General features: G+C 65.7%; 21 protein-coding genes. 10 read left to right on the top strand and 11 right to left on the bottom strand.

Features of this window, described 5'->3' with window-relative positions:
• Positions 1-14 precede the first annotated feature (14 nt).
• On the bottom strand, positions 15-1,979 hold the full coding sequence (locus MRBLWH12_RS15110; RefSeq protein ID WP_363550392.1) for a DUF5107 domain-containing protein: 1,965 nt from the start codon (positions 1,977-1,979) through the stop codon (positions 15-17).
• A gap of 161 nt (positions 1,980-2,140) precedes the next feature.
• Here MRBLWH12_RS15110 and MRBLWH12_RS15105 point away from each other — a divergent pair, with 161 nt between their 5' ends.
• The 3 genes from MRBLWH12_RS15105 (at position 2,141) to MRBLWH12_RS15095 (ending at position 5,340) form a co-directional block, all read left to right on the top strand.
• Complete coding sequence (locus MRBLWH12_RS15105) at positions 2,141-2,578, top strand: VOC family protein (protein ID WP_363550390.1); 438 nt, start codon at positions 2,141-2,143, stop codon at positions 2,576-2,578.
• A 103-nt stretch (positions 2,579-2,681) separates the two neighbouring features.
• Positions 2,682-4,910 carry an esterase-like activity of phytase family protein gene (locus MRBLWH12_RS15100; RefSeq protein WP_363550387.1) on the top strand — a complete coding sequence of 743 codons (2,229 nt, stop codon included), beginning with the start codon at positions 2,682-2,684 and terminating at the stop codon, positions 4,908-4,910.
• Positions 4,911-5,016: 106 nt separating this feature from the next.
• On the top strand, positions 5,017-5,340 hold the full coding sequence (locus tag MRBLWH12_RS15095; protein ID WP_363550384.1) for a cupin domain-containing protein: 324 nt from the start codon (positions 5,017-5,019) through the stop codon (positions 5,338-5,340).
• 15 nt (positions 5,341-5,355) lie between these two features.
• Here MRBLWH12_RS15095 and MRBLWH12_RS15090 read toward each other — a convergent pair whose 3' ends face one another.
• Positions 5,356-5,694 carry a YciI family protein gene (locus MRBLWH12_RS15090; protein WP_363550381.1) on the bottom strand — a complete coding sequence of 113 codons (339 nt, stop codon included), beginning with the start codon at positions 5,692-5,694 and terminating at the stop codon, positions 5,356-5,358.
• Between the two features lie 85 nt (positions 5,695-5,779).
• Here MRBLWH12_RS15090 and MRBLWH12_RS15085 point away from each other — a divergent pair, with 85 nt between their 5' ends.
• Positions 5,780-6,202 (top strand): hypothetical protein, encoded by a 423-nt coding sequence (locus tag MRBLWH12_RS15085; protein WP_363550378.1) that lies wholly within the window; start codon positions 5,780-5,782, stop codon positions 6,200-6,202.
• A gap of 26 nt (positions 6,203-6,228) precedes the next feature.
• Entirely contained in the window at positions 6,229-6,618 is a 390-nt protein-coding gene (locus MRBLWH12_RS15080) for a hypothetical protein (RefSeq protein ID WP_363550375.1), read from the top strand.
• A 21-nt stretch (positions 6,619-6,639) separates the two neighbouring features.
• On the opposite strand, the gene MRBLWH12_RS15075 is transcribed toward MRBLWH12_RS15080, so the two are convergent.
• Positions 6,640-7,008 carry a hypothetical protein gene (locus MRBLWH12_RS15075; protein WP_363550372.1) on the bottom strand — a complete coding sequence of 123 codons (369 nt, stop codon included), beginning with the start codon at positions 7,006-7,008 and terminating at the stop codon, positions 6,640-6,642.
• 98 nt (positions 7,009-7,106) lie between these two features.
• On the opposite strand from MRBLWH12_RS15075, the gene MRBLWH12_RS15070 reads away from it, so the two are divergent.
• Positions 7,107-7,454 (top strand): TraR/DksA family transcriptional regulator, encoded by a 348-nt coding sequence (locus MRBLWH12_RS15070; RefSeq protein ID WP_363550369.1) that lies wholly within the window; start codon positions 7,107-7,109, stop codon positions 7,452-7,454.
• Positions 7,455-7,473: 19 nt separating this feature from the next.
• Here the strand turns inward: MRBLWH12_RS15070 and MRBLWH12_RS15065 are convergent, their stop codons facing one another.
• Positions 7,474-8,025, bottom strand: a complete 552-nt coding sequence (locus tag MRBLWH12_RS15065) for a hypothetical protein (RefSeq protein WP_341976475.1) — start codon at positions 8,023-8,025, stop codon at positions 7,474-7,476.
• A gap of 153 nt (positions 8,026-8,178) precedes the next feature.
• Entirely contained in the window at positions 8,179-8,877 is a 699-nt protein-coding gene (locus MRBLWH12_RS15060; RefSeq protein ID WP_341976476.1) for a GntR family transcriptional regulator, read from the bottom strand.
• Positions 8,878-8,977: 100 nt separating this feature from the next.
• Here MRBLWH12_RS15060 and manD point away from each other — a divergent pair, with 100 nt between their 5' ends.
• From manD to MRBLWH12_RS15040, 4 genes are read left to right on the top strand one after another with little or no spacing between them, the layout of a single operon-like run.
• A complete protein-coding gene (gene manD / locus MRBLWH12_RS15055; RefSeq protein ID WP_341976477.1) occupies positions 8,978-10,216 on the top strand; it encodes a D-mannonate dehydratase ManD in 1,239 nt (412 codons plus the stop codon).
• Between the two features lie 44 nt (positions 10,217-10,260).
• A complete protein-coding gene (locus tag MRBLWH12_RS15050) occupies positions 10,261-11,052 on the top strand; it encodes a tryptophan-rich sensory protein (RefSeq protein ID WP_363550364.1) in 792 nt (263 codons plus the stop codon).
• A 31-nt stretch (positions 11,053-11,083) separates the two neighbouring features.
• Positions 11,084-11,884, top strand: a complete 801-nt coding sequence (locus MRBLWH12_RS15045; RefSeq protein ID WP_363550361.1) for a hypothetical protein — start codon at positions 11,084-11,086, stop codon at positions 11,882-11,884.
• Between the two features lie 3 nt (positions 11,885-11,887).
• On the top strand, positions 11,888-12,865 hold the full coding sequence (locus MRBLWH12_RS15040; RefSeq protein ID WP_363550358.1) for a Gfo/Idh/MocA family protein: 978 nt from the start codon (positions 11,888-11,890) through the stop codon (positions 12,863-12,865).
• A gap of 176 nt (positions 12,866-13,041) precedes the next feature.
• Here the strand turns inward: MRBLWH12_RS15040 and MRBLWH12_RS15035 are convergent, their stop codons facing one another.
• The 6 genes from MRBLWH12_RS15035 to MRBLWH12_RS15010 all read right to left on the bottom strand — a co-directional run bounded on the left by MRBLWH12_RS15035 (position 13,042) and on the right by MRBLWH12_RS15010 (position 21,282).
• Entirely contained in the window at positions 13,042-16,026 is a 2,985-nt protein-coding gene (locus MRBLWH12_RS15035; RefSeq protein ID WP_363550355.1) for a LamG domain-containing protein, read from the bottom strand.
• A gap of 280 nt (positions 16,027-16,306) precedes the next feature.
• Positions 16,307-17,101 (bottom strand): SDR family NAD(P)-dependent oxidoreductase, encoded by a 795-nt coding sequence (locus MRBLWH12_RS15030; protein ID WP_363550352.1) that lies wholly within the window; start codon positions 17,099-17,101, stop codon positions 16,307-16,309.
• A 44-nt stretch (positions 17,102-17,145) separates the two neighbouring features.
• Positions 17,146-17,295, bottom strand: coding sequence for a hypothetical protein (locus MRBLWH12_RS15025; RefSeq protein WP_363550349.1), 150 nt, complete (start codon positions 17,293-17,295; stop codon positions 17,146-17,148).
• Between the two features lie 152 nt (positions 17,296-17,447).
• Positions 17,448-19,535 carry a DUF5054 domain-containing protein gene (locus MRBLWH12_RS15020; RefSeq protein ID WP_363550346.1) on the bottom strand — a complete coding sequence of 696 codons (2,088 nt, stop codon included), beginning with the start codon at positions 19,533-19,535 and terminating at the stop codon, positions 17,448-17,450.
• Between the two features lie 44 nt (positions 19,536-19,579).
• Positions 19,580-20,404 carry a carbohydrate ABC transporter permease gene (locus tag MRBLWH12_RS15015; RefSeq protein ID WP_363550343.1) on the bottom strand — a complete coding sequence of 275 codons (825 nt, stop codon included), beginning with the start codon at positions 20,402-20,404 and terminating at the stop codon, positions 19,580-19,582.
• Positions 20,401-21,282: a carbohydrate ABC transporter permease gene (locus MRBLWH12_RS15010; RefSeq protein ID WP_363550340.1), complete on the bottom strand. Its 882-nt coding sequence runs from the start codon at positions 21,280-21,282 to the stop codon at positions 20,401-20,403. The genes MRBLWH12_RS15015 and MRBLWH12_RS15010 overlap by 4 nt, the downstream gene beginning before the upstream one ends.

Genomic DNA, 21,282 nt, shown 5'->3' with positions numbered 1-21,282 from the left:
CCACCCGAGACCGCTCAGAGCACCTCGGCTCCCTCGAACATCGAGAAGTCGAGTTCGCGCGGGGGCTTCTCACCGAAGGTGCGCTGCCACAGCATCGCGATGCGGTCTTCTCCCTCACGGAAGTTCGCAGGAAGGATGCCGCCGCCACGGAGCAGGGCGGCCGCGGACTCGCGGTCGCCGACCTCCAGTTCCGCCTCGACGAGAGCAAGGCGCACGCGAGCGGTGACCGATCCGGTCAGCACTTCGTCGCGGAGTGCCGTGATCGCCAAGCCCCGAACCTGTTCGAAGTCCTCCGCGCGCCGCAGGACGTCGAGCGTTTCCAGGATCAGCGCCGCCCGTTCCGGTGAACCGGCAGAGGTGAGGGCGATCGCATCGCGGAGGCGCCGCGCAGCATCCGCCGCGTCCCCCTGCTGCAGAGCGACGAAACCGAGCGCACGCGTCGCGGCCGCTGACGGCGCTGCGACGTTCGATGCCCGCAGATGCACCCGAGCCGCCTCGGCATCACCGGTGACGTGCGCGAGGACGCCGAGGTGGTACTGCGCGAAGGCATCGGTATCGGCCCCAGGGATGCTCCGGAGTTGGCGCTCCCACCGGTCACCGCGGACGTGGGATCCCACGAACGCGGTCGGCGGAATCACCCCGTGCACGACCAGGTCGTTCCACGGCGCAGAGTCGTCGCCCTCGACCACGGGGAACGGCGTGGGCGTCTCGTCGATCCACTCGTCGGCGCGACGCAGCGTCCGCTCGACAGCGCCCCAGCCCGACCCGCGATTCAGGATGCTCAGCGGGGCACGCCGCGCGAAGTCGGAGAGCTCGCCGTGGAGGGCGTCGATGTCGTGCGTGGAAAGCCGAGACTGCACGTCTCGGTCGGCCGCCTGGATCGCGTCCGGGGTGGCGTGCTCGGGCCCGGCGCCGTCGACCCGGACCTTCCCGAACACCTCGGTCCAGCTCCACTCCGCGCGTGCGGGCATCTCGAGGTACTCGAACTGTGTGGGCGCGAGCCCCGCCTGGATCTCGGCGTAGCGCCCGCCCTCCGGCGAGAGCCACTCCTGCCAGCGACGCGCGCCCTGGCCGTTGCCCCAGCAGAACAGCTTCCTGCCCACGAGTCGTGCGGTCGACGCGTGCAGAAGCCCGGTGCCGTCTTCGCCGATGGCGGTGATCCAGGGAACGTCGATCCCGGTGCCGTCGAAGAAGTAGTCGGCGGCGCCCGGATGCTGTCCCGGCAGGGTGATGTCGATGTCGCCACGGTACGGTGCATCGATCCCGACCAGCCGGCCGCTGTAGTCCGAGGCGTACGTCGTGCGAGATGCCGCGATCACACGAGTGCCGTCCGTCTCGGGGACCGCGATGTTCGTCCACCAGTACATCGATGCCGAGGCGGTGTCCGGATTCACCACTCGCACGTGCACGGCCAGCAGATCGGAGTCGTGCGCGAGGTGCACGTCGATCGCGAAGACCAGTCCGCGAGCCCGCTCGAACTCCCACATGCGCAGGCCCGGCGCGCCGCCAGGCCCGTCCACGACGGCGGCATGGAGCGGGTCGCAGGTGGTGGGCGAGTGCCCGCGCATGCCGATGTTGAACTCGACCCCTCCGGCGAACCACGCGTCGCGGAGGGCCAGGTTCGCCGGCTGGAAGGCCTTGTTGGCAGAGAGCAGCTCGGCGCCGCTGGCCACATCGACGAGCGACCAGATGCGCCCGCCGAGGCTCGGCACGATCGTCGCCCGGAGGTGCTCGTTCTCGAGAACGACGACGTCGATGTCGCGCGTGCGCCGTTCCCGGTCGTACTCCGACTGCGGGTGGTAGGGGAACGACCACGGCGGCGGCGCTGCAGCCACGCGCGCGGCGATGTCGTCGGGCACGCTCGTGGCGTCGGCGCGCAAGCGAGTGACGGCCTCCGCTTCGAGCGGCGGGAACGGCCCCGGTCGGCCGATCTCGCCCGCAGACAGGGTGAGTACGGACTGTCGGATCGTGGTGGTCATCTCGCAGCTTCCGGGGTCGTTTCTTCGTTGAAATCCTCGACGGCGTCAGCCGGGATCGGGGAGTCTGCGGACGCGCATTCTGCGAAACAATACCCCGATGCCGCCGCGCCGCAGAAGGGGCGGCGAACCTCTCGTCGGGGGTCGCGAGTAGCATCCCTGCCATGACCATCAGACTTGAGAACATCGGCATCGCCGTCCGCGACCTCGAAGAGACGATCTCGTTCTTCTCCGACCTCGGTCTCACCGTGCTCGGGCGTGACGAGGTCAGCGGAGAATGGGCCGACACCGCCGTCGGTCTCGACGGCAACCACGCCAAGATCGCGGTGCTCCAGACGCCCGACGGCCAGGGCCAGATCGAGCTCTTCGAGTACATCCACCCCGAGGCGATCGAGACCGATCCGACGATGCCGAACGAGATCGGGATGCACCGCATCGCCTTCTCCGTCGACGATATCGACGCTTCTCTGGCCATCGCCGCGCGGCACGGGTATCACCCGCTCCGCGGGGTCGCGAACTACCAGGACGTCTACACGCTCACCTATCTTCGCGGTCCCAGCGGCATCCTCGTGATGTTCGCGCAGGATCTCACGAAGAGCTGACGAGCGCGCGGATCGCGTCGTCCGGCATCCGTTCACCTGGCCGCCATCCACCGGCCATCACGGTGTCACTGCGGCGGCGCGCGCCACCGATTGACTCATCGATATGAGAAGAGTCTCCCGCGCCATCGCCGCCGCGACCGTCGCCGCGACCGCAGTCACCTTGCTCCTCGCCGCTCCGGCGCAGGCATCGAATCAGACCACTCCGACCTCGAAGATGCACGCGTTCGAGCCGACGCTCGTCGCGTGGGCCGAGCTCTCGGCCGACTTCCTCGCCGAAGGCCCCGCATCCGGTGCGCAGGCATCGCCGGGCAACGGCCGGCGGGGGCCCTGGGACGGCCAGGTGATCCCCGGCTTCTCGGCGGTGATCGACAACGGCGACGGCACCTTCTGGGCGCAGCCCGACAACGGCTTCGGCGCGAAAGGCAACTCGGCCGACTTCCTGCTGCGCAGCTACCTCGTGCGTCCGGACTGGCAGACCGCCGAGGGCGGGTCCGGCGAGATCGCCGTCGAGCGCTTCATCTCGTACAACGACCGCAACGGGGTGCTCGACTTCCCGATCGTGAACGACGGCACCGCGGAGCGCCTGCTCACCGGTGCGGACTTCGACATCGAATCGGTCGTCCGGGCGAAGGACGGCAGCTTCTGGGTCGGCGAGGAGTTCGGTCCGTTCCTGCTGCACTTCGACGCCGAGGGCACGCTCCTCGAGACGCCCTTCTCGATCGACGGTGCGAAGTCGCCGCAGAACCCGTACCTGCAGCTCGGCGAGACCCCGCGGGTGCGCGCGAGCCGCGGGTTCGAAGCACTCGCCAGCTCGGTCAACGGGCGCTACCTCTACCCGATCGTCGAAGGCTCATACGCCGACGACACCGACCTCCGCCGCCGCGAGATCCTCGAGTTCGACACGAAGAAGGGCGCCTACACCGGGCGCACCTGGAGCTACCAGACCGACCAGGAGCCGAACGTCATCGGCGACGCCTTCACGGTCAAGAACAACGTGCTGCTCGTCGTCGAGCGCGACGACTTCGAGGGCGACCAGGCGGTGACCAAGCGCATCTACGAGATCAACCTGAAGAAGACGGATGCCGACGGCTACCTCGAGAAGACCCTGGTGCTCGACGCCCTCCGCATCGCCAACCCCGACGGTCTCAGCGCCGGCAACGGCTACGGCAGCGGCGAGGTGTTCTCGATGCCCGTGCAGTCCCTCGAGACGATCGTGCAGCTGCGCGACGGCCGCCTGCTGATCGCCAACGACAACAACTTCCCCGGTAACGACGCCCGCGTGCCCGGCACCCCCGACGACACCGAGTTCGCCGTCATCGACCTCGAGCGCACGAAGGTCGAGCCCGAGCTCGTCACCGTCATCGGCCACCGGGGCGCGAGCGGCTACCGCCCCGAGCACACCCTCGCCGCCTACGAGCAGGCGATCGTGCAGTGCGCCGACTACATCGAGCCCGACGTGGTCTCGACCAAGGACGGCGTTCTCGTCGCCCGCCACGAGAACGAGATCAGCGGCACCACCGATGTCTCGGCCCGGCCCGAGTTCGCCGACCGCAAGACGACGAAGATCATCGACGGGGCGAGCATCACGGGCTGGTTCACCGAAGACTTCACCTTCGCCGAGCTGCGCACACTGCGGGCGAAGGAGCGCCTGCCGCAGGTGCGCCCGGGAAACACTGCCTTCGACGGTCTGTATCTCATTCCGACGCTCGACGAGGTCATCGACCTCGCGCGCCACTCGGTCAGCTGCGACGGCCGCCAGATCGGCGTCTACCCCGAGACGAAGCATCCGTCCTACTTCGACTCGATCGGCCTCTCGCTCGAGGAGCCGCTCGTCGACGCCCTCGAGAGCAACGGGGTCAACGACGCGGATGCGCCCGTGATCGTGCAGAGCTTCGAGGTGTCGAATCTGCAGGACCTCGACGAGCGGACCGACGTACGACTGGCCCAGCTGGTGAGCTCGTCGGGACGCCCGTACGACTTCACGGTCGCGGGTGACTCGCGCACATACGCCGACCTGGTGACGCCGACCGGCCTCGCCGAGATCGCGGGCTATGCCGACGGGGTGGGCGTCGAGAAGTCGGTGCTGATCCCGCGCACGCCGGCGGGCACTCTCGCCGCGCCGTCACCCGTAATCGCGGATGCGCACGCGGCCGGCCTCTCGGTGCACGGCTGGACGTTCCGTCTTGAGAACCAGTACCTGCCCGCCGAGTTCCGCTCCTCGAGCGACCCGTTCGCGGCGGGTGACCTCGCCGGCGAGATCCAGGTCTTCCTCGATGCGGGAATGGACGGCATCTTCAGCGACCAGCCCGACATCGCGGCGACCGTCGGCTAGCCCGAAGCATCCGCTTCACTGATGCCCCGGCCCTGGCGCCGGGGCATCAGTGTGTTCACAACCGGCGCCCGCAGGCGTATCGTCTGGCGGAGAACGGAGGACGCCCATGACCATCCAGCCCTTCGACGTGAGCCTCGACGACAACATCGAGGGTTACCTGATCGGGTCGCCGGTGAGCATCATCCGCGAGTTCGCCTCGGCTCCCGGAACAGGGCCGCGCCTGCACCGGCATCCGTACGTCGAGACGTTCGTCATCCACCGCGGCCGGGCCCTATTCACCGTCGGCGACGAGCAGGTCATCGGCGCGGGCGGTCAGATCCTCGTCGTGCCGGCGCTCGTCTCGCACCGCTTCGAGGTGCTCGACGGCGGCACGTACGAGGCGACGCACGTGCACGCGAACGATCGCTTCGTGACGGAGTGGCTCGAGTAGCGGTGCTGGGCGGGATCAGCTCGCCGGGTCGTACCCGAACTCTCTTAGCTCCTGCGCGCATCGGCAAGCTGCCGCGATCTTCCCTGCCCACTCGATCGCGTCCTCTCGGGTCGGCAACTCGAGCACGGTGAACCCGCCGGTGAGCTCGGAGCCCGGATGGATCTCGGTGCTCACCGAGCCGCTGGCGGAGACCAGCACCGGACCGACCTCCTCGTTGATACCGCCGCCGAACACGTAGACGCCGGCAGCCTTCGCCTCCTCAATCACGGCGTGCGACTCGGCGACGACGATCGGGAACTCCTCGGCGGTGAGCACCATGGCTTCGCTCGGAAACGAGATGAGGTACTTGGTCATGGCTCGATGGTACGACTGCGCCTCGAGTGAGGGAATGCCGTGCTGAGTCGCCCGACCCAGCCCTGTGCGGATGCGAGGATGAGGCATGCGTGCTGTTGAGGGGCCCAACCGGACCGCACTGCGCGTTGTCCGCTTCGTGTTGGTCGCGGCCGGCTCTCTTCTGTTGTTCCGCTGGCAGTGGCTCGCCTGTGCGAGCGCGTACAACGAGGCGTACGAAGAGGGCCAACGGATGCCCGGGTCGATGGACGGGTTCGGGTTCGTGTTCGGGGTCGTTCCCGTGATCGCGCTGTCCGTCGTGGTCGTCGCCGCCTTCACCTGGACGCTTTTCGGCCGGGTCGAGTCCTTCCGGTCAGGCGTGTGGGCGATCCTGATCGGGGTCCTGCGCGCCGCGGCATTGGCGCTTCTCGTCACGGCTCTGACGTGTGGGGCGGCGTTCCTCTTCGTCGAGGCGGAACTCGGGGGACAGATATTCGACCCTGTCAGTTATCGAGAGGCGTACGTGCCGTGATCCACTCGTCTCGACGCGGCGCGGAGGTGCGAGGGACTGCCCAGCCACCCGGCCGAACCGCCCTGCATGTCGTCCTCTTCACCGCGACCGCCTTCAGTTCCGTGCTGTTGTTCATGAAGGGCTGGGACGAGTGCGCGACGAAGTACCGACGGGAATTCGATGAGTACGAGCCCGTGGCGGGGTTCGGTTTCACGTTCGGGATCATCCCCCTGATCGTGATGCTCATCTTCGTCGCCGCCGCCCTCACCTGGACGCTGCTCGCCCTGCTCGACGTCCGCCGCGCAGCGGGGCTCGCACTTCTCGCCGCCGCCCTGATGTGCGGCGCGGCGCTCCTCATCGTTCATGCACAATACGGCGGCTCGATCTTCGACCCCGCGACGTACGTGATCCGCCCACTGGCATCGATCGGTCTGTGAGGCGCCCGGTCTGTCAGCGACTCAGGCTCGATTCCAGGGCGGCGTCGGGAACTCGCTCGGCGGCTCCGGCCACCCGATGGTCAGAACGCAGAGCACCACGACGCCGATGATGCTGATCGCCGTGAGGACCACCGACGTCACGCGCACCCCACGTGACGGCCGCTGCTGGCCACCACGCATCACCGCGAATGAGCCGCCCAGCAGCCCGAGCCAGACGATCAGGGAGAAGATCGCGAAACCGACGCCGATCCCGCTCTCCGATTCGTCCCAGTAGACGCGCTCGATGAAGCCGCCGTCCCAGCCGACGCCGGCGAGCCCGAGCCAGCCTGCGCCGAAGACGCCGCTCACCGTCGCGACGAGCCACAGCAGGATCCCCGTCACCTGCCTCATCGAGGCTCATGCCACTCGGTCATTCGGTCACTGTAGCGGCTGACCGGCCGCGTCCTCGCTGCATCACCAGTGTCAGACGGTCCACCTAGGGTGAGGGGATGCCTCAGGATGCGCGAGCGCGACTGGACGAACTGCGAGCGGATGCCGCAGCCAGGGTCACCGCTGTCGCAGACGCGCTCGACGCGCTCACGCACGACCGGAGCAGCCTGAACGATGATGACGAACATGACCCGGAAGGTGTCCCGCTGTCGGCGGAGTGGTCACGGCTGCAGGGCCTCGCCGAGGCGGCACGTTCCGAGCTGACACAGGTCCACGCGGCGCTCGCGCGCCTCGACGACGGCACCTACGGCATCTGCACCCGATGCGGTCAGCCGATTCCCGCGGCACGCCTCGAGGTACGGCCGTTCGCCGAACTGTGCGTGCCGTGCGCCGAGAAGCAGCGCTGAGACAGGCGCGTCGGGCGCCTCAGCGCTGCGGCGTGCGCAGTTCTCCGCCGACGGGCCAGCGCCCGTTCAACCGGTGGAACTCGATGTGCGCGAGCAACGGCGACACGTCGTAGGCCGCAAGGTTGACGCTGAACTTCGTCCCTGTCGAGGACTTCACGAACAGCATCCGCTGTCCTCCTCGGTCGACCATCCGATAGTCGGCGATGTCGCTGTAGCGGATCACCTTGGCGACGCCGAAGATGGTCGCGAAGGCGATCTCGTCGCGTCCGGGCGCGATGTACCAGTTGTTGTACATCAGCAGGAACAGCAGCCCGCCGGCGACCATCACGACCGAGGCGATGCGGAACGGAACCGGGTCGCGCATGTTGCCGCTGCCGAACGCCAGCAGCGACATGAACAACCCCAGACCGAGCAGCACCCAGGCGGTGATCAGGACGAACTTCGGCATCCGGATGCGGTCCGGCTGGCTCTTCGCACGATTCGGCTTCTTGAACGCCCGGCGCACGAGGACCACCACCAGGATCAGCGCCGCCGCGAAGAGCAGGAACTTCAGCACGACGGCGGTGATCATCTACTGACGGTACCAAGGGTTCGCCCGTCGCTCGCGCCCCTCCCCGGTCGTTGAGCGAGGGAGCGCAGCGACCGAGACGAAACGCGTCGATCCCACGGTCGACGTCAGATGACGCGTTTCGTCTCGCTGCGCTCGCTCAACGAGCAGGAGGTATCAGCGCCGCGTCTTTCGTCCCGTGCGCGCCGGCGTTGTCACGTCGAACAGCTCCGGATGACGCGCCCGCACCGCCTCGAGGTCGTCGAAGACGAAACGGAGATGCTCGCGCAGCGCGCCGATGGCGGCATCCGCATCGCCTGCGGCGAGCGCGTCGAGCACCCGCTCATGGTCGTCGACGTAGTCCTGAACGGCGCGGGTGGCACTCATACCCACGTAGCGGGCACGGTCGAGATGACCCTTCGCCGCACTGACCGCCGCCCAGGCGTTGGCGTGTCCGGCGAGCCCCAGCAGCGCGCGATGGAACTCTTCATCCAGCGGGTAGAACGCGTCCCGATCGGACGCGGAGCGCTGACGGGCGATGATGTCGCGCAGCATCCGCTCGTCGTCCTCCGACGGCGCAGAGCATGCCGCGAGGGAAGCGAGCTCGATGGCCTCGCGGATGAACTGCGCTTCTCGCACCCGGTCGGGATCGATGCGGGTGACGTAGGTGCCGCTCTGCGGCCGCACCTCGACGAGGCCCTCCTGCGCGATGAGCAGCAGCGCCTCGCGGACCGGCTGCCGGCTGAGGCCGAGAGCCGCAGCGAGCTCGTTCTCGGACAGCAGCGCCCCGGGGGCGAACACGCCATGAACGATGTCGTCGCGGATCCGGCCGTAGGCGAGCGCACGCGCGGTGGGGCGGATCACGGGCTCGGGCATACGGTCACGATAGCTTGACGCAACTGGTATGGCAGTGACACGATGGTGATTGCCATACCAGTTTCGCGGCGCATGCGTCGCAACGAGCGCAGGAGCAAAGATGCCCATCGACAAGGCCGAAGTCATCGTCACGAGCCCTGATCGCAACTTCGTCACCCTCAAGATCACGACCGCCGACGGAGTGACCGGCCTCGGCGATGCGACTCTGAACGGCCGCGAACTCGCCGTCGTCGCCTATCTCACCGAGCACGTCGTCCCGCTGCTGATCGGCGCCGACGAGGACCGCATCGAAGACACCTGGCAGTTCCTCTACCGCAGCTGCTACTGGCGCCGCGGACCCGTGACGATGGCCGCCATCGCCGCCGTGGACATGGCTCTGTGGGACATCAAGGGCAAGAAGGCCGGCATGCCCGTCTACCAGCTGCTCGGCGGAGCATCCCGCACCGGACTCCTCGCCTACGGCCACGCGTCCGGCAAGGAGATCCCCGAGCTCTTCGACTCGGTGCGCTCGCACCTCGAGCAGGGCTACCGTGCGATCCGCATCCAGACCGGCGTGCCGGGGCTGAAGGCCATCTACGGCATCGCCTCGCAGTCGGCGGATGCCGGGGGCGGCGAGTCCCGCTACGACCACGAGCCCGCCCGGCGCGGTGCGAAGCCGGTCGAGGAGGACTGGGACACCCGCTCGTACCTGCACCACCTTCCCGGCGTCTTCGAAGCCGTGCGCAACGAGTTCGGACCCGATATCCCCCTGCTGCACGACGGTCACCACCGGATGACGCCGATCCAGGCCGCGAAGCTCGGCAAGTCGCTCGAGCCCTACGACCTGTTCTGGCTCGAGGACTGCACTCCGGCCGAGAACCAGGAGGCGCTGCGGCTCGTCCGCCAGCACACCACCACTCCGCTCGCGATCGGCGAGATCTTCAACACGGTCTGGGACTTCAAGGACATCATCCGCGACCAGCTCATCGACTACGTGCGCGGCGCCGTCACCCACATGGGCGGAATCACGGCTCTCAAGAAGACTCTCGACTATGCCGCGATGTACCAGATCAAGTCGGGCATGCACGGCCCGACCGACATCTCGCCCGTCGGCATGGCCGCGGCGATGCACCTGGGCCTCGCGATCCACAACTTCGGCATCCAGGAGTACATGCAGCACGGCAGCCGCACGAACGAGGTGTTCCAGCAGTCGTTCACCTGGCAGAACGGCCTGCTGCACCCGGGCGACAACCCGGGTCTCGGCGTCGAACTCGAACTCGACGAGGCAGGCAAGTACCCGTACGAGCAGGCCTACCTGCCGTACAACCGCCTCGCCGACGGCACCGTTCACGATTGGTGAGAGTGGCGGACCGTCTGGGCGGGGGTTCTGCGTAGGCTGACGCCATGAGCGAGACGATGAGGTCCGACCGCATCCGCCAGGTGATCGTCGCCGTCACGGTGCTGGCGGCCGTGGTGCTCGCGTTCGTGGGATCGGGTGTGCTCGGAGGCACCCCGATCAAGGATGCCGCTGGCGGCGCGTTCGCCTCGGATGCGACCGTGCTCGCGCCCACCGGGGCAGCGTTCGGAATCTGGTCGGTCATCTACCTCGGTCTGTTCGGTTACGCCGTCTGGCAGGCGTTCCCGGCGCAGGCGGCCAAGCCCATCCATCGCGCAGTCGGCTACGGGATCGCCGCATCGTCGCTGCTCAACGCGGTATGGATCGCCTGCGTGCAGGCGTCGCGCATCGCCGAGTCGACGGTGATCATCGTCGTGCTGCTCGTGGTGCTGCTGGCGACGTTCGCCCGGCTGCGCCGCCGCCCCCGCCGTGGGACCGTCGCCGAGATCGTCCTCGTCGACGGCACCGTCGGGCTCTATCTCGGATGGGTCACCGTTGCGACGGCGGCGAACCTCGCCGCCTGGCTCACGGCGATCGGCGTCGACGGATGGGCGGAGGCACCGGCGTGGCCGGCCATCGTCGCGCTCTGCGTCGTGGGTCTGCTGGCGATCGCCACAGCATGGAGCGGCGGACGCTGGGCACCCGCCGTCGCGACCTACTGGGGGCTCGCCTGGATCGCCGTCGAACGCTGGACCGGTGCCCCCGCGGAACCCACCGTCGCCTGGACGGCGATCATCCTCGCGGTCGTGGTTCTCGGCGTCAGCGCCTGGTCGTTCTTCCGCCGAATCCGCAGAACCTGACGATCGGCGCGCGAAGTAGGCTGAGGCCATCATGCAACCGCTCTTCGACTTTCTCGGGCACTACTGGTGGCTGGCGTTCCCGCTCCTCGGGATGGCCGGCGGTGCCGCGAAGGCATGGGAACAGGGCGCGAAGCGCCGGCACGAGCGTCGCATCGAGACGCTGCGCGTGAAGGCACAGCTGAAGACGGCCGAGTTCGAAGCCCGCACGCTCACTCAGCAGCAGAAGCGCGGCGGACCGCAGATCGTCGACACGACGGCATCCGTCGCCCCGAACGAACTCCTCGGCAGGCTCTTCACCGAGCACGACGAGATCACCGCCCGCTGGCTCGACTACGAGCTCGACGTGGCCAAGCTCATCGCCTTCCCGGCGATGAGCGACGGACGTCAGCCGCTGACGGCCGCGTTCCTGCGCGCGAAGAAGACGGCGGATGCTCTGCGCCCGACGTCAGCCGGCGCCAAGGTGACCGAGCAGCAGGTCTCCGAGTACCTCGACGCGGTCGGCAACTACGCCGTCGCGTTCGAGATCGCCGAGAAGGACGCCCGGCGCCTGCGCGACTCGACCTTCACCGCACCCGAGCGCAAGCGCCTTGAGCGCGCGCAGCAGCTACTCAAGGTCGCCATCGATGATTCGGCCACGCAGGCCGAGCGCAACGTCGCGTACAAGCGCGTGCGTGAAGAGCTCGACGGCCTGATCCTGCTCTCCGACGATGCCGTGACTGTGCTGGAGAAGCAGGTCGCCCGGGAGATCGCGGCACCGGCCCCGAAACCGGCGCCCGAGCCCGAGCGGATGCCGCAGGCCGACCCGCGTCGCCTTCCCGATGCGAACGGCTGATCGGTGACCGACCCTGTGGACGACGCGTCTCCGCTGCGCGTGGGAATCGTCGGCGCCGGTGGCATCGCGCCACCGCACATCACGGCCCTCCTCGCTCTCGGCGTTCAGGTCAGCATCCTCGCCCGCAGCGGCGCTCGCGCACTCGCCGATCGCCACGGCCTCACTCTCGTCGACTCCCTCGACGACCTGATCGACCAGGTCGACGTCATCGACATCCTCACGCCGACGACCACGCATGCCGACATCGCGCTGCGTGCGATCGCCCGCGGAAGGCATGTCATCTGCGAGAAGCCGCTCGCCGCAGACGCCGACGAGGCGGCCGGCCTGGTGCGTGCGGCTGCGGAAGCCGGCACCCGGCTGTTCCCCGCTCATGTCGTGCGGTACTTCAGCGACTACGCCTGGGCGAAGCAGGAGATCGACGCGGGGCGCATCGGCGACCTCGTGGAGCAGAATCTGCTGCGCAGGGTCGCCGCGCCTCCCAGCGGATGGTTCTTCGACGAGGATGCCGGGGGCGGACTGATTCGCGATCTGATGATCCACGACCTCGACCAGGCCGTCTGGGTCGCCGGCCCTGCGACGACGGTGTCGGCCACCCAGGATCCGCCGTCGGGCGCTGGCCGAGTCACTCCGCCGGTGCGTGCCGAGGTCGTGCTCACGCATCGAAACGGCGTCGTCAGCCGGGTCTGCGCCGAGTGGGCCGAGGCGGGTACGCCGTTCCGCACCCGAGCCAAGTTCGTCGGTACCGGTGGAGTGCTGCGGATCGGGAACAACGACGACTCCGAAGATTCGGCACCCCTGCTGCATGTGCCGCCGGCATCCGACACCGATCCCTATCTCGCCCAGCTCGCTGACTTCGTCGAGGCGCTCCGCGAGCGACGCGATGCCCGAGTATCTCCGGCGGACGGCGTCGCGGCCGTGGCGTTGGTGGATGCGGCGTATGCGTCCCTCGCATCCGGGCAGCCCGTCTCGCTCGCACCGTGAGCGGAGGCTCGCGGCGATCAGCGGCGACGGGGCGAACATCCTCGCGGTCGCGGTTCTCGGCGTCAGAGCCTGGTCATCTTTCCGCCGAATCCGCAGCTCAACCCCAGCCGGCGCGTTACACGAAGAGCCGGGTACCCGAATCTTCGGGTACCCGGCTCTTCGCGGTCTGACGAGCGTCAGTCCTGGATCAGCTTGCGACGACGCATAATCATCAGCATGATGCCTGCCGCAACAAGGAGCAGGGCACCGGCTGACGCGCTGAGCGGCACCAGCATGTCGCCACCTGTCACGGCGAGGCCGCCGTCACCGGTTCCGCCGTTGCCACCCGTTCCGGGACGCGGAGTCGGAGTCGGGGTCGGGGTCGGGGTCGTTCCGGCGGCAGTGACCTCGAGCTCCGCGCTCACGACCGTCGTCGAGGTGTCATCCTTGACGACAACCTGGTGTGTGCCCAAAGCGGCACCAGCGGGAATGAGCAACTGCGTCTCCAGCGTGCCCTCAGCGTTGATGACCGCGTCGGCCAACTTCTCATCATCCAGCCAGATCGACACGGCCACACCCGGACCGAATCCGCTCAGCGCCGCGTCCAGCGACCCTCCCGCCTCGACGGACGTCGCACTCAGCGTCAGCTTCGGATCAACGACCGGCTGACAGCCAGCCTGATTCAACTGCGTCACTTGAGCCTGGCTCAGAGCACGGTCGAATACACAAACGTCATCCAGCAGTCCGTTGTAAGCCTCTCCCCATGGAGCAGCTCCCAGCATCATTTTGGTCGTCGTGTCAGGAAGCGGCCCGAGATTCGTTGCATCGCTTGCCACCAGGTCACCGTCGACATAGACCTTCATACCCAACGTGTGATCATAGGAAGCCACATAGTGGTGCCAACTGTCGTCTGCGTAGGTCCATGGGAACACCAGCGACTTGGCACTGGACGAGCCATTGAGCCAATAGGCCACCTGAGCTTTACCTCCGCCAATAAACTGCAGTGGCGTGAAACGCTGATCGTGACGGACAACGCCGACGTAGCCTGTTGACGCCTGTGAAGTCTTGAACCACAGCGACACGGTCTCGTCTCCTCTGGGAGTCAGAGTTGCCGAAGGGCTGACCTCGACCCGTGAGCCGCCGTTGAAGGCGAGCGCACCATCGTACTTGCCCGAATCGGTCCACGTCGGGTTGCCGATCAGTGCTCCGGCATTGTCCTTACCTGAGGAATCGCCGACGATTTCGCCGGAGCCTTCATCGAACTTCCAGTGCGCCACCAATTCGGCGGACTTCGTCGTTACGCGAATGCTTGCCGTCAGGGCAACGCCGTTCGGATTGTCGACTCCGATCGGCATCGTTGCAACGCCCGTAACCATAAAAGTCTGCGGAGTCGTAGCAGTCGGGTCGTAGCTGGCACCACTAGGGTCCCAATTCACAAACGCGTCCACGTCACCGGAGGACGTTGCAAGCGATACCTTGCCGGGCAGATCAAGAGCTTCTGGTGTCTTCGCTGCTCCGATATGCGCTACCGCATCTGCCGACGGATTGATGCCGACAAGGCTCGCAGTGGGCTGAGGGTCGCCGGCGTACAGTCGGACACCAACCGCATACTCCCCCACGGACAAATTCGCATCTTGAATATTCGAGGCGGTACGCCCATCGATGACCAGATTGTGGATCTGCACACCGTCGACGGTATGGGTCGAATCAATTCCGGTGATCAGTGAAGGTTCTTCGTTCGGCCCGGTTGTGTAATAAATATCCTGGAAGGTCAAATTTCTAATATTGCCGCTCGTCGAGTTCCATGGCGCAAATGGTGTGACCTTGAACAGACTTCCCATGGAGTTACGTTCCACAACAATGTTCTTGAAGACCATGTTCCTCATGAGCCCCTCTTGCCCCGCGGCAACTCCGATCACACCGTTCTGCACTACTTCCGCTTCGTAGTGATTGATGATGTAGATGTTGGTGGCGGAGAAATCATCGAGCGGCGTTCCATAGAGGTTGCCGACGCCGGTCATCATGCTGTGCGCCTTCTGGCCGAAGATCACGACGTTGTCCCATGAAATGTGATCGTTCGAAGCATCGCTGACGAGAGCGTCATCGGAAGTCCTGAGATAGGAGTTCTTGACGGTCACGTAACTGTTGCCGCCGGTGCTGACGATGCCATCTCCCTCCAGCATCGCGGTGAACCCCTTGAAGTTATCGACCGTTACATGGGTTGATTTGTGGATGTTGATCTGCTGTCTTTCCGGGTTGACCACTACGACGCCCTCAACGGTGACATTGTCCGAGTTGAAGATCACGATGCCAGGCATCTCAGGGTTTCTCGAGCGATCCGCGTTGGTGAAATCGCCGCACCACCTTGAAACATCGATCACACCCCGGCCCCTGATCGTGATGTCGGTCGTTCGCGGCGCCTGCTCCCAGCCCGGCTGGGTACCGAAAGGGTTGGTCTTGATCTGAGCCTGCACGACTGCACCACCTTGGAGATAGACAGTCGTTCCGCTAGGCACGTAGATGACATCCTGAGTAGCTGTACCGCCTCCGTAGTGCGTAGGGAGGGTCTCCCGTGTGATCCTCGGATCGTTGCCGTAGGCATGAAGACCCGCCTCGAAGAACATCACATTCGGATCATCCCGAGAAGGGATGTCGGTTTCGATCGGGTTAGCGAAGACCTGCAGCGCTTCATACATATCGCCGTTGACTTCCAGCACGACGTTCATCGGCTCGGTGAGCGAGATCGTGATCACGTTGCCGTCGATTGAGGGCTCGATACCGTAGGACTGGGGCCAGACCTTTGCCGAATCGACGGGTCCGCCGGTGTAGGTGATCTGCAATTCCACAGGACCCGAGCAGTCGAACATGACAAACCCGACAGGTGTTGTCACATCGGATTCTCCGCTCTTCATCACCCGGGCAGAGTACGGGAATAGGTTCGAGAACGCCCCATCAGGAGCTCGCACGCGTGCTGTGAAATTCGAAACACTTGGCGTTCCCTCAGGCGGGTCGGGATAGGTGACAAGTTCGCTTGCGGCGCTGGCTTCGCTTGCAGTACGCGCATCACTTGCAGCACTACCTTCGCTCGCTTGAAGCACGAGAGCACCAGACAGAATCGACGCACTGATCATCACACTGAGCATTGTTCTCAGAACGGTTCTTGCTTTTTTCGTGTTGGGCATGTTCACGCCTCCTTGCGTGTTTTGGATTGCGGTGCGCTTCAGCGTTAGCGCGACGGCGAACTCCGCCCGCGTGGTCAGGATCGTCGAACCTGATTTATGAAGCGGGTTTTCATTATCTCGATCTGAACCTATCTGATGCCTGCATTTGGGTCAAGCACCGTCTGGGACCTGCTCAGTCTCCGCCGTGCAGGAAATTTAAAAACTTAGACACAAAACGGTGATCATCGGCGTGCTCACACTCGCGGACAGACGGAGCTTCTTTGGGGGGACGCCCTTGGGTCTAGTCGTGCCTGCGGTCGGTGTTCGTAGGCAGCGCGGCGGCGATCCGCGCCAGGAGACCACCATCGACACGAAGCTCTGCACCGGTGACGAAGCTGGCGGCATCGCTGGCGAGGAACGAGACCGCGGTGCCGATCTCGCTCGGCCGGGCGACTCTTCCGAGTGCGTGGGCGGCGCCCCAGTCCGCAATCGTCTGCTCGACCCCTTGCCCGGTTCCGTCGGACCACATCGCCGCCGCGGAGCGGAGCATCGGCGTGTCGACCGAACCTGGGGCGACCGAGTTGACTCGCACGCCGTATTTGGCTTCGTCGACAGCCATTGCGCGGCAGAGTGCATTGAGCGCGCCTTTACTGGCTGCGTACGCGACCACGGAGGCCTGCGTCGCCGTTGCCTGAACCGACGAGACGATCGTCACAGTTCCGACGTTCCGTCGAATCTCCAGCAGCGCCGCGCGGGTGGCGAGGAAGACGCCCCGCACATTCACGTCGAACACCTCTCCCCAAGTTTCAAGCGAGGTGGAGATCGTGTCGCCGTACCGCTGGATGCCCGCCGCGGTAACCAGGTGGTCGAGCCGACCGAACGCCTCAAGAGCTGCTCCGACGGCATTCTTCGCCGTCCGCTCCTCTTCGATCGGGCCGAAAGTTCCGAGAGCGGTCCCGCCCACGGCACGGATGTGTTCAACGGTCTCGTCGACGTAGTCCTCGGTGAGCCCGTGCACGACGACGGAGGCGCCTTCACGTGCAAGAGTCTCCGCGATTCCGCGGCCGATGCCCTGAGAGCCTCCGGTTACGAGCACGACCCGTCCTCCGTGCCTGCGAGGAATGAAACCTGTCACAATCTTCACCGCACCTCGTCGATGGCGGATGCCTCGTTCGCTGATACCGCCCTCGACCCCTTGCGCACACCCTTGCGTCGGCTCGAGTCCCGCGCACGGACCTCGCCCCGCATCGAGACAGTGTCGAGATCACCGTCGTTGGTGTCGGTTCCCATTGTGCGCAGGTCCTCCTTTTTCAGGCGGTGGGTTGGCGGGGCGAACGCCGATCGACGCGAAGATCGCAAGGTACTCACGTCCCGCCGCAATCGTGCGTTCGCCCACGAGAGTTGCGCACTGAGCCTGAGACCGGTCACACCGGATGGATTTCTCAGTGAGGCAAAGAGGCGCTCGGGAACTCCAACCGGAACTCGTATGTTTGATCTTCCTCGAACCACATCCGGTAGTTCGTACCCCACACGTTGTTGTGGAGCAAGAAGTGGAACCCCTCTCGAAGGTTGCCGTACGCGTTGCCGTAGTGGAGCAGATTCTGTTCGCCGATCGCAACCACAGCCGCGTCGAGGCTGGTGATCATCACGTCTTCCGCCGCGTGCTCGAGCGCTTCCACGGCATGCATCCGACGGTTTCCGTCACGCACGACATCGCTTGGGTCGATGAGCATTCCGAGCTTGCGCATGCGCCAACCTTCTGTCTCGGCGACCGACGGCGCCAATGAGAACCAACTCGCCTCAGGGAGCCGATTCGCATCCTTCTGGCTGACGCGCAGTTCGATCGAAAGCCCCGAGCAGTCGTCTGACGCCCGGTAGTCGATCTCGACGATGCGAGGCGCACCCAGGCGTTCCGCAGCATCCACTGACATCGCGGCGGTCACACGCAACACGTCTGCAGTTCCCTCCCGCCAGGTCCGGGCGTCGAGAACGAAAGGCCGGAACACCTCTCTTCGAGGGGCGGGCGTGCCGGACTCGAAGCCCGGCTTTCCGAAGTCGGCAACCGCCCAACCGGCGTGCAGGTCGAGGCGGCGGCAGTAGTTGTCGAACCACACCTGGTAGTCCTCTGGCGCGAAACTCTCGTAGCGGTACTGCCCGATGGGCTGCTGCGCCGCCCAGTCGTGGCCCGAACGGTCTCGGAGCAGGCTCAACGCGCCGTCCTCGGCGATTGCGACCTCGAACGCGCCGAGCTTCGTGTCTCCGAGAACCGGTACAGAATCCGCGGGCTCAGCCGACCTCACCGGAGGAGCGATCGCCGCCTGAACGGCGGATCGAGCCGCTTCAGGTAGACGCTCAATTGCGTGCTCCAGGAAGTCTCGCTTGTCCTGCCACGACTGTTCATACGCCGAGTACGACCAGCCCTGTTGCGGCCGAACCTTGAGGGCCGCCTCGAGTTGCGGTGCGTAGCGCTCGGGGTTCGCCGAGATGTCGATCTCGTCGCGTTTTCTGGCTGCTTGGAAGGCCGACTTCTCGTAGTTCACGAAGTCCGGCAGGAACACCTGTCCGGATTCTCCCCACGTGTGCTCGGCGACAAGCAGCAGTCCCTCGCCGAGATCTGCCATCTGATCGGCGGAGAGTGGTGCGGGGGACCCGTGTGTCCATGCATCGTGTGCGCGTGACAGACGACGGTATCGCGACAGCACCTGCGGGTCGCTCGCGACGCCGTGGATCCAGGTGTCGCCGATCTCGCTTTCGATGCAGGGCAGGTCATCGCGGAACTCGTTGATCGCCACTGCGAACTGGTCGAGCGTGGAACTCATGATCTCGGCGTCCGGGTAGTTGGTCCGGAGTTCGTCATAGACAGCCATGACCGACGACTCCGTCGGAGGACCATAGTTGTCGTTCGTGAAGGCAATGTAGAGCGCTTGATCCCCGACCATCGTGAGTTTCTCGGGGTCGATGCGGGAGGTTCCATAGTCCCCCTCATAGATGACGACGATCTCCGATCCGTCAGGTGCTCGCCAGCGGAATGCGTCCGGAACGTCAGGTACCGCACTGACCGGGTTCACGCCGAGATGCAGGAGTTCCACGCCCCCTGCACGGAGCAGCGGAACCACGCCGACGGTGTGGCCTGGCACGTCCGTCATCTTCGCCGCCACCGTCGAGCGCCCATATATGCGATCAAGCTCCTGCGAGATGCCGAGACCGAACTCGAAGAGGCTGCGATCGGTGAGCTCGCTCTGGATCGTCATCGGCATTGCGTGCCATGCGATCTTGCCTTCCCGGATGGCTCGGTCGACGTTGCTGCGTTGCTGCTCGGTTCCGTTGCGCAGCGCGTGACTGACAAGCCACGAACCGGTAGTCCAGGTGAATTGCTCTTGACTGCCCCCCTCGGCGAGACGGTCTGCAAGGGCGATCGCTGCCGGAATGAACTCGTCGACATATCGTGCGATCACGGTCGCCGGATAATCCGTGTATCCGATGTCGAGGTGGGTCTTCTGCAGAACGTGGATGGTGCGAGGCGAAGCCACGGACAGTCCTTTCGATGGTGTGGCGGGGGCGGAGACAGCGATGTTCATTCCTTGACGGCTCCCTGCAGGAACCCGCGGATCAGTTGGCGCTGGAAGATGAGGAACACGATGAGCACCGGGATCATGACGATGATCGTTCCGGCCGCCAGAAGCGGGACATCCTTGCCGTGCTGCGTGATGAACTGCCCGAGTCCGGCAGGCGCGGTGCGATGGCTCGCGTCCTGGATGAGGATCAGTGCCAGCAGATACTGGTTCCAGCTCCACAGGAAGAAGAGGAGCGCGAGCGTTCCAATTGCTGGGCGCGCGGTCGGCATCAGGATGCGCCAGAACACCTGCCAATGGTTCGCTCCGTCGATCTCGCCGGCCTCCAGCAGTGATTTCGGCACGGAGTCGAAGTGCGTGCGCATCCAGAAGACGCCGAAGGGCATGAAAAGTCCGAGGAGCGGCAAGATCAGTGCGAAGTAGGTGTCGAGGATCCCGAGCGGCCGGAACATGTAGAACAGCGGCACGACGACGACCTCGTACGGGAGGGTAAGCCCGGCGAGAAACACGGCGAGCACCGCCGCCCGGCCCCGGAAAGTCATGGTTCCCATGGCGTATCCCGCGAGGCTCGCCATGATCACGCCGATGATCACCACGGCGACCGCAACGATGGCACTCGACATGAAGAGGCTGAGGAACCCACCGTCGGTCCACGCCCTCGCAAAGTTCCCCCACGCCGGTTGGGCAGGCCAGCTCACTCCCCGAACGATGGAGCCTGCAGGTTGCAGCGCCGCCGCGAAGATCGCGACGAACGGCACCATGATGGCTGCGGCGACGGCGATCAGGAAGGCCGGCGCAATGACGACCTCGAGACGTGAGCGGATCATTTCTTCTCCCGTACCAGGCCGTTGATAAGGATGACGACGAGGTAGACCAACAGGCTCAACACGATGGCAAGGGCGGATGCCTGCCCCACACGGCCGTTCGTGAACGCCTGGTTGTAGATCTCGACGCCGGGAACCATCGTCTGCGTTCCCGGGCCACCCCGAGTCATGATGTAGACGACGTCAAAACTCGCCAGGGCGGAGATCACCGTTAGCGTCGCCGCTACCGCGATCTCGCCGCGGAGCTGCGGCAGGGTCACCGTGAAGAACTCCGTGATGGCGCCGCCACCGTCGAGTCGGACCGCTTCATACAGGCCCGGGTCGATCTTCTGGATCCCCGAGAGCAGCAGCACGAGGCAGAGCCCAGTGCTGACCCACGTGCCGACGAGGCCGACGGCGGGGAACGCCCAGGTGTAGTCGCCCAGCCAGGCCCGGGCGAACACGCCGAGTCCGACCGTTTCGAGGGCCTGATTCAACAGCCCATCCTCGGAGTAGATCCAGCGCCACGCCACTCCGACTGCGACGAGCGGGACGATCTGCGGGAGGAACACGATCGCCCGGACTGCACCCCAGCTGTGGCGGCGCCGTGCGAAGACCGCCGCCAGGATCAGCGCGAAGGTGATCGGCAACACCGTGAAGAAGAAGATGAGGAGCACGGCGTTGAGGAGTGCGGCGAACTGCTCAGGCTCCGTAAAGACCCTGACGTAGTTCTCGAGGCCGACCCAGGTCGCCAGGCCGACACCGTTCCATTCAAAGAACGAGTACCAGAGGCTGTTGACATAGGGGTAGATGACGAACGCGAGGTAGAAGGCGGCCGCCGGGGCGAGGTAGAGCCATGCGACTCCACCTCGCGTCCGCCGCCCGGATCGGGGCAAGGACAT

The sequence above is a fragment of the Microbacterium sp. LWH12-1.2 genome (genome assembly GCF_040675825.1).
Classification (GTDB): Bacteria; Actinomycetota; Actinomycetes; order Actinomycetales; family Microbacteriaceae; genus Microbacterium.
This window is presented reverse-complemented; position numbering and strand designations above follow the sequence as displayed.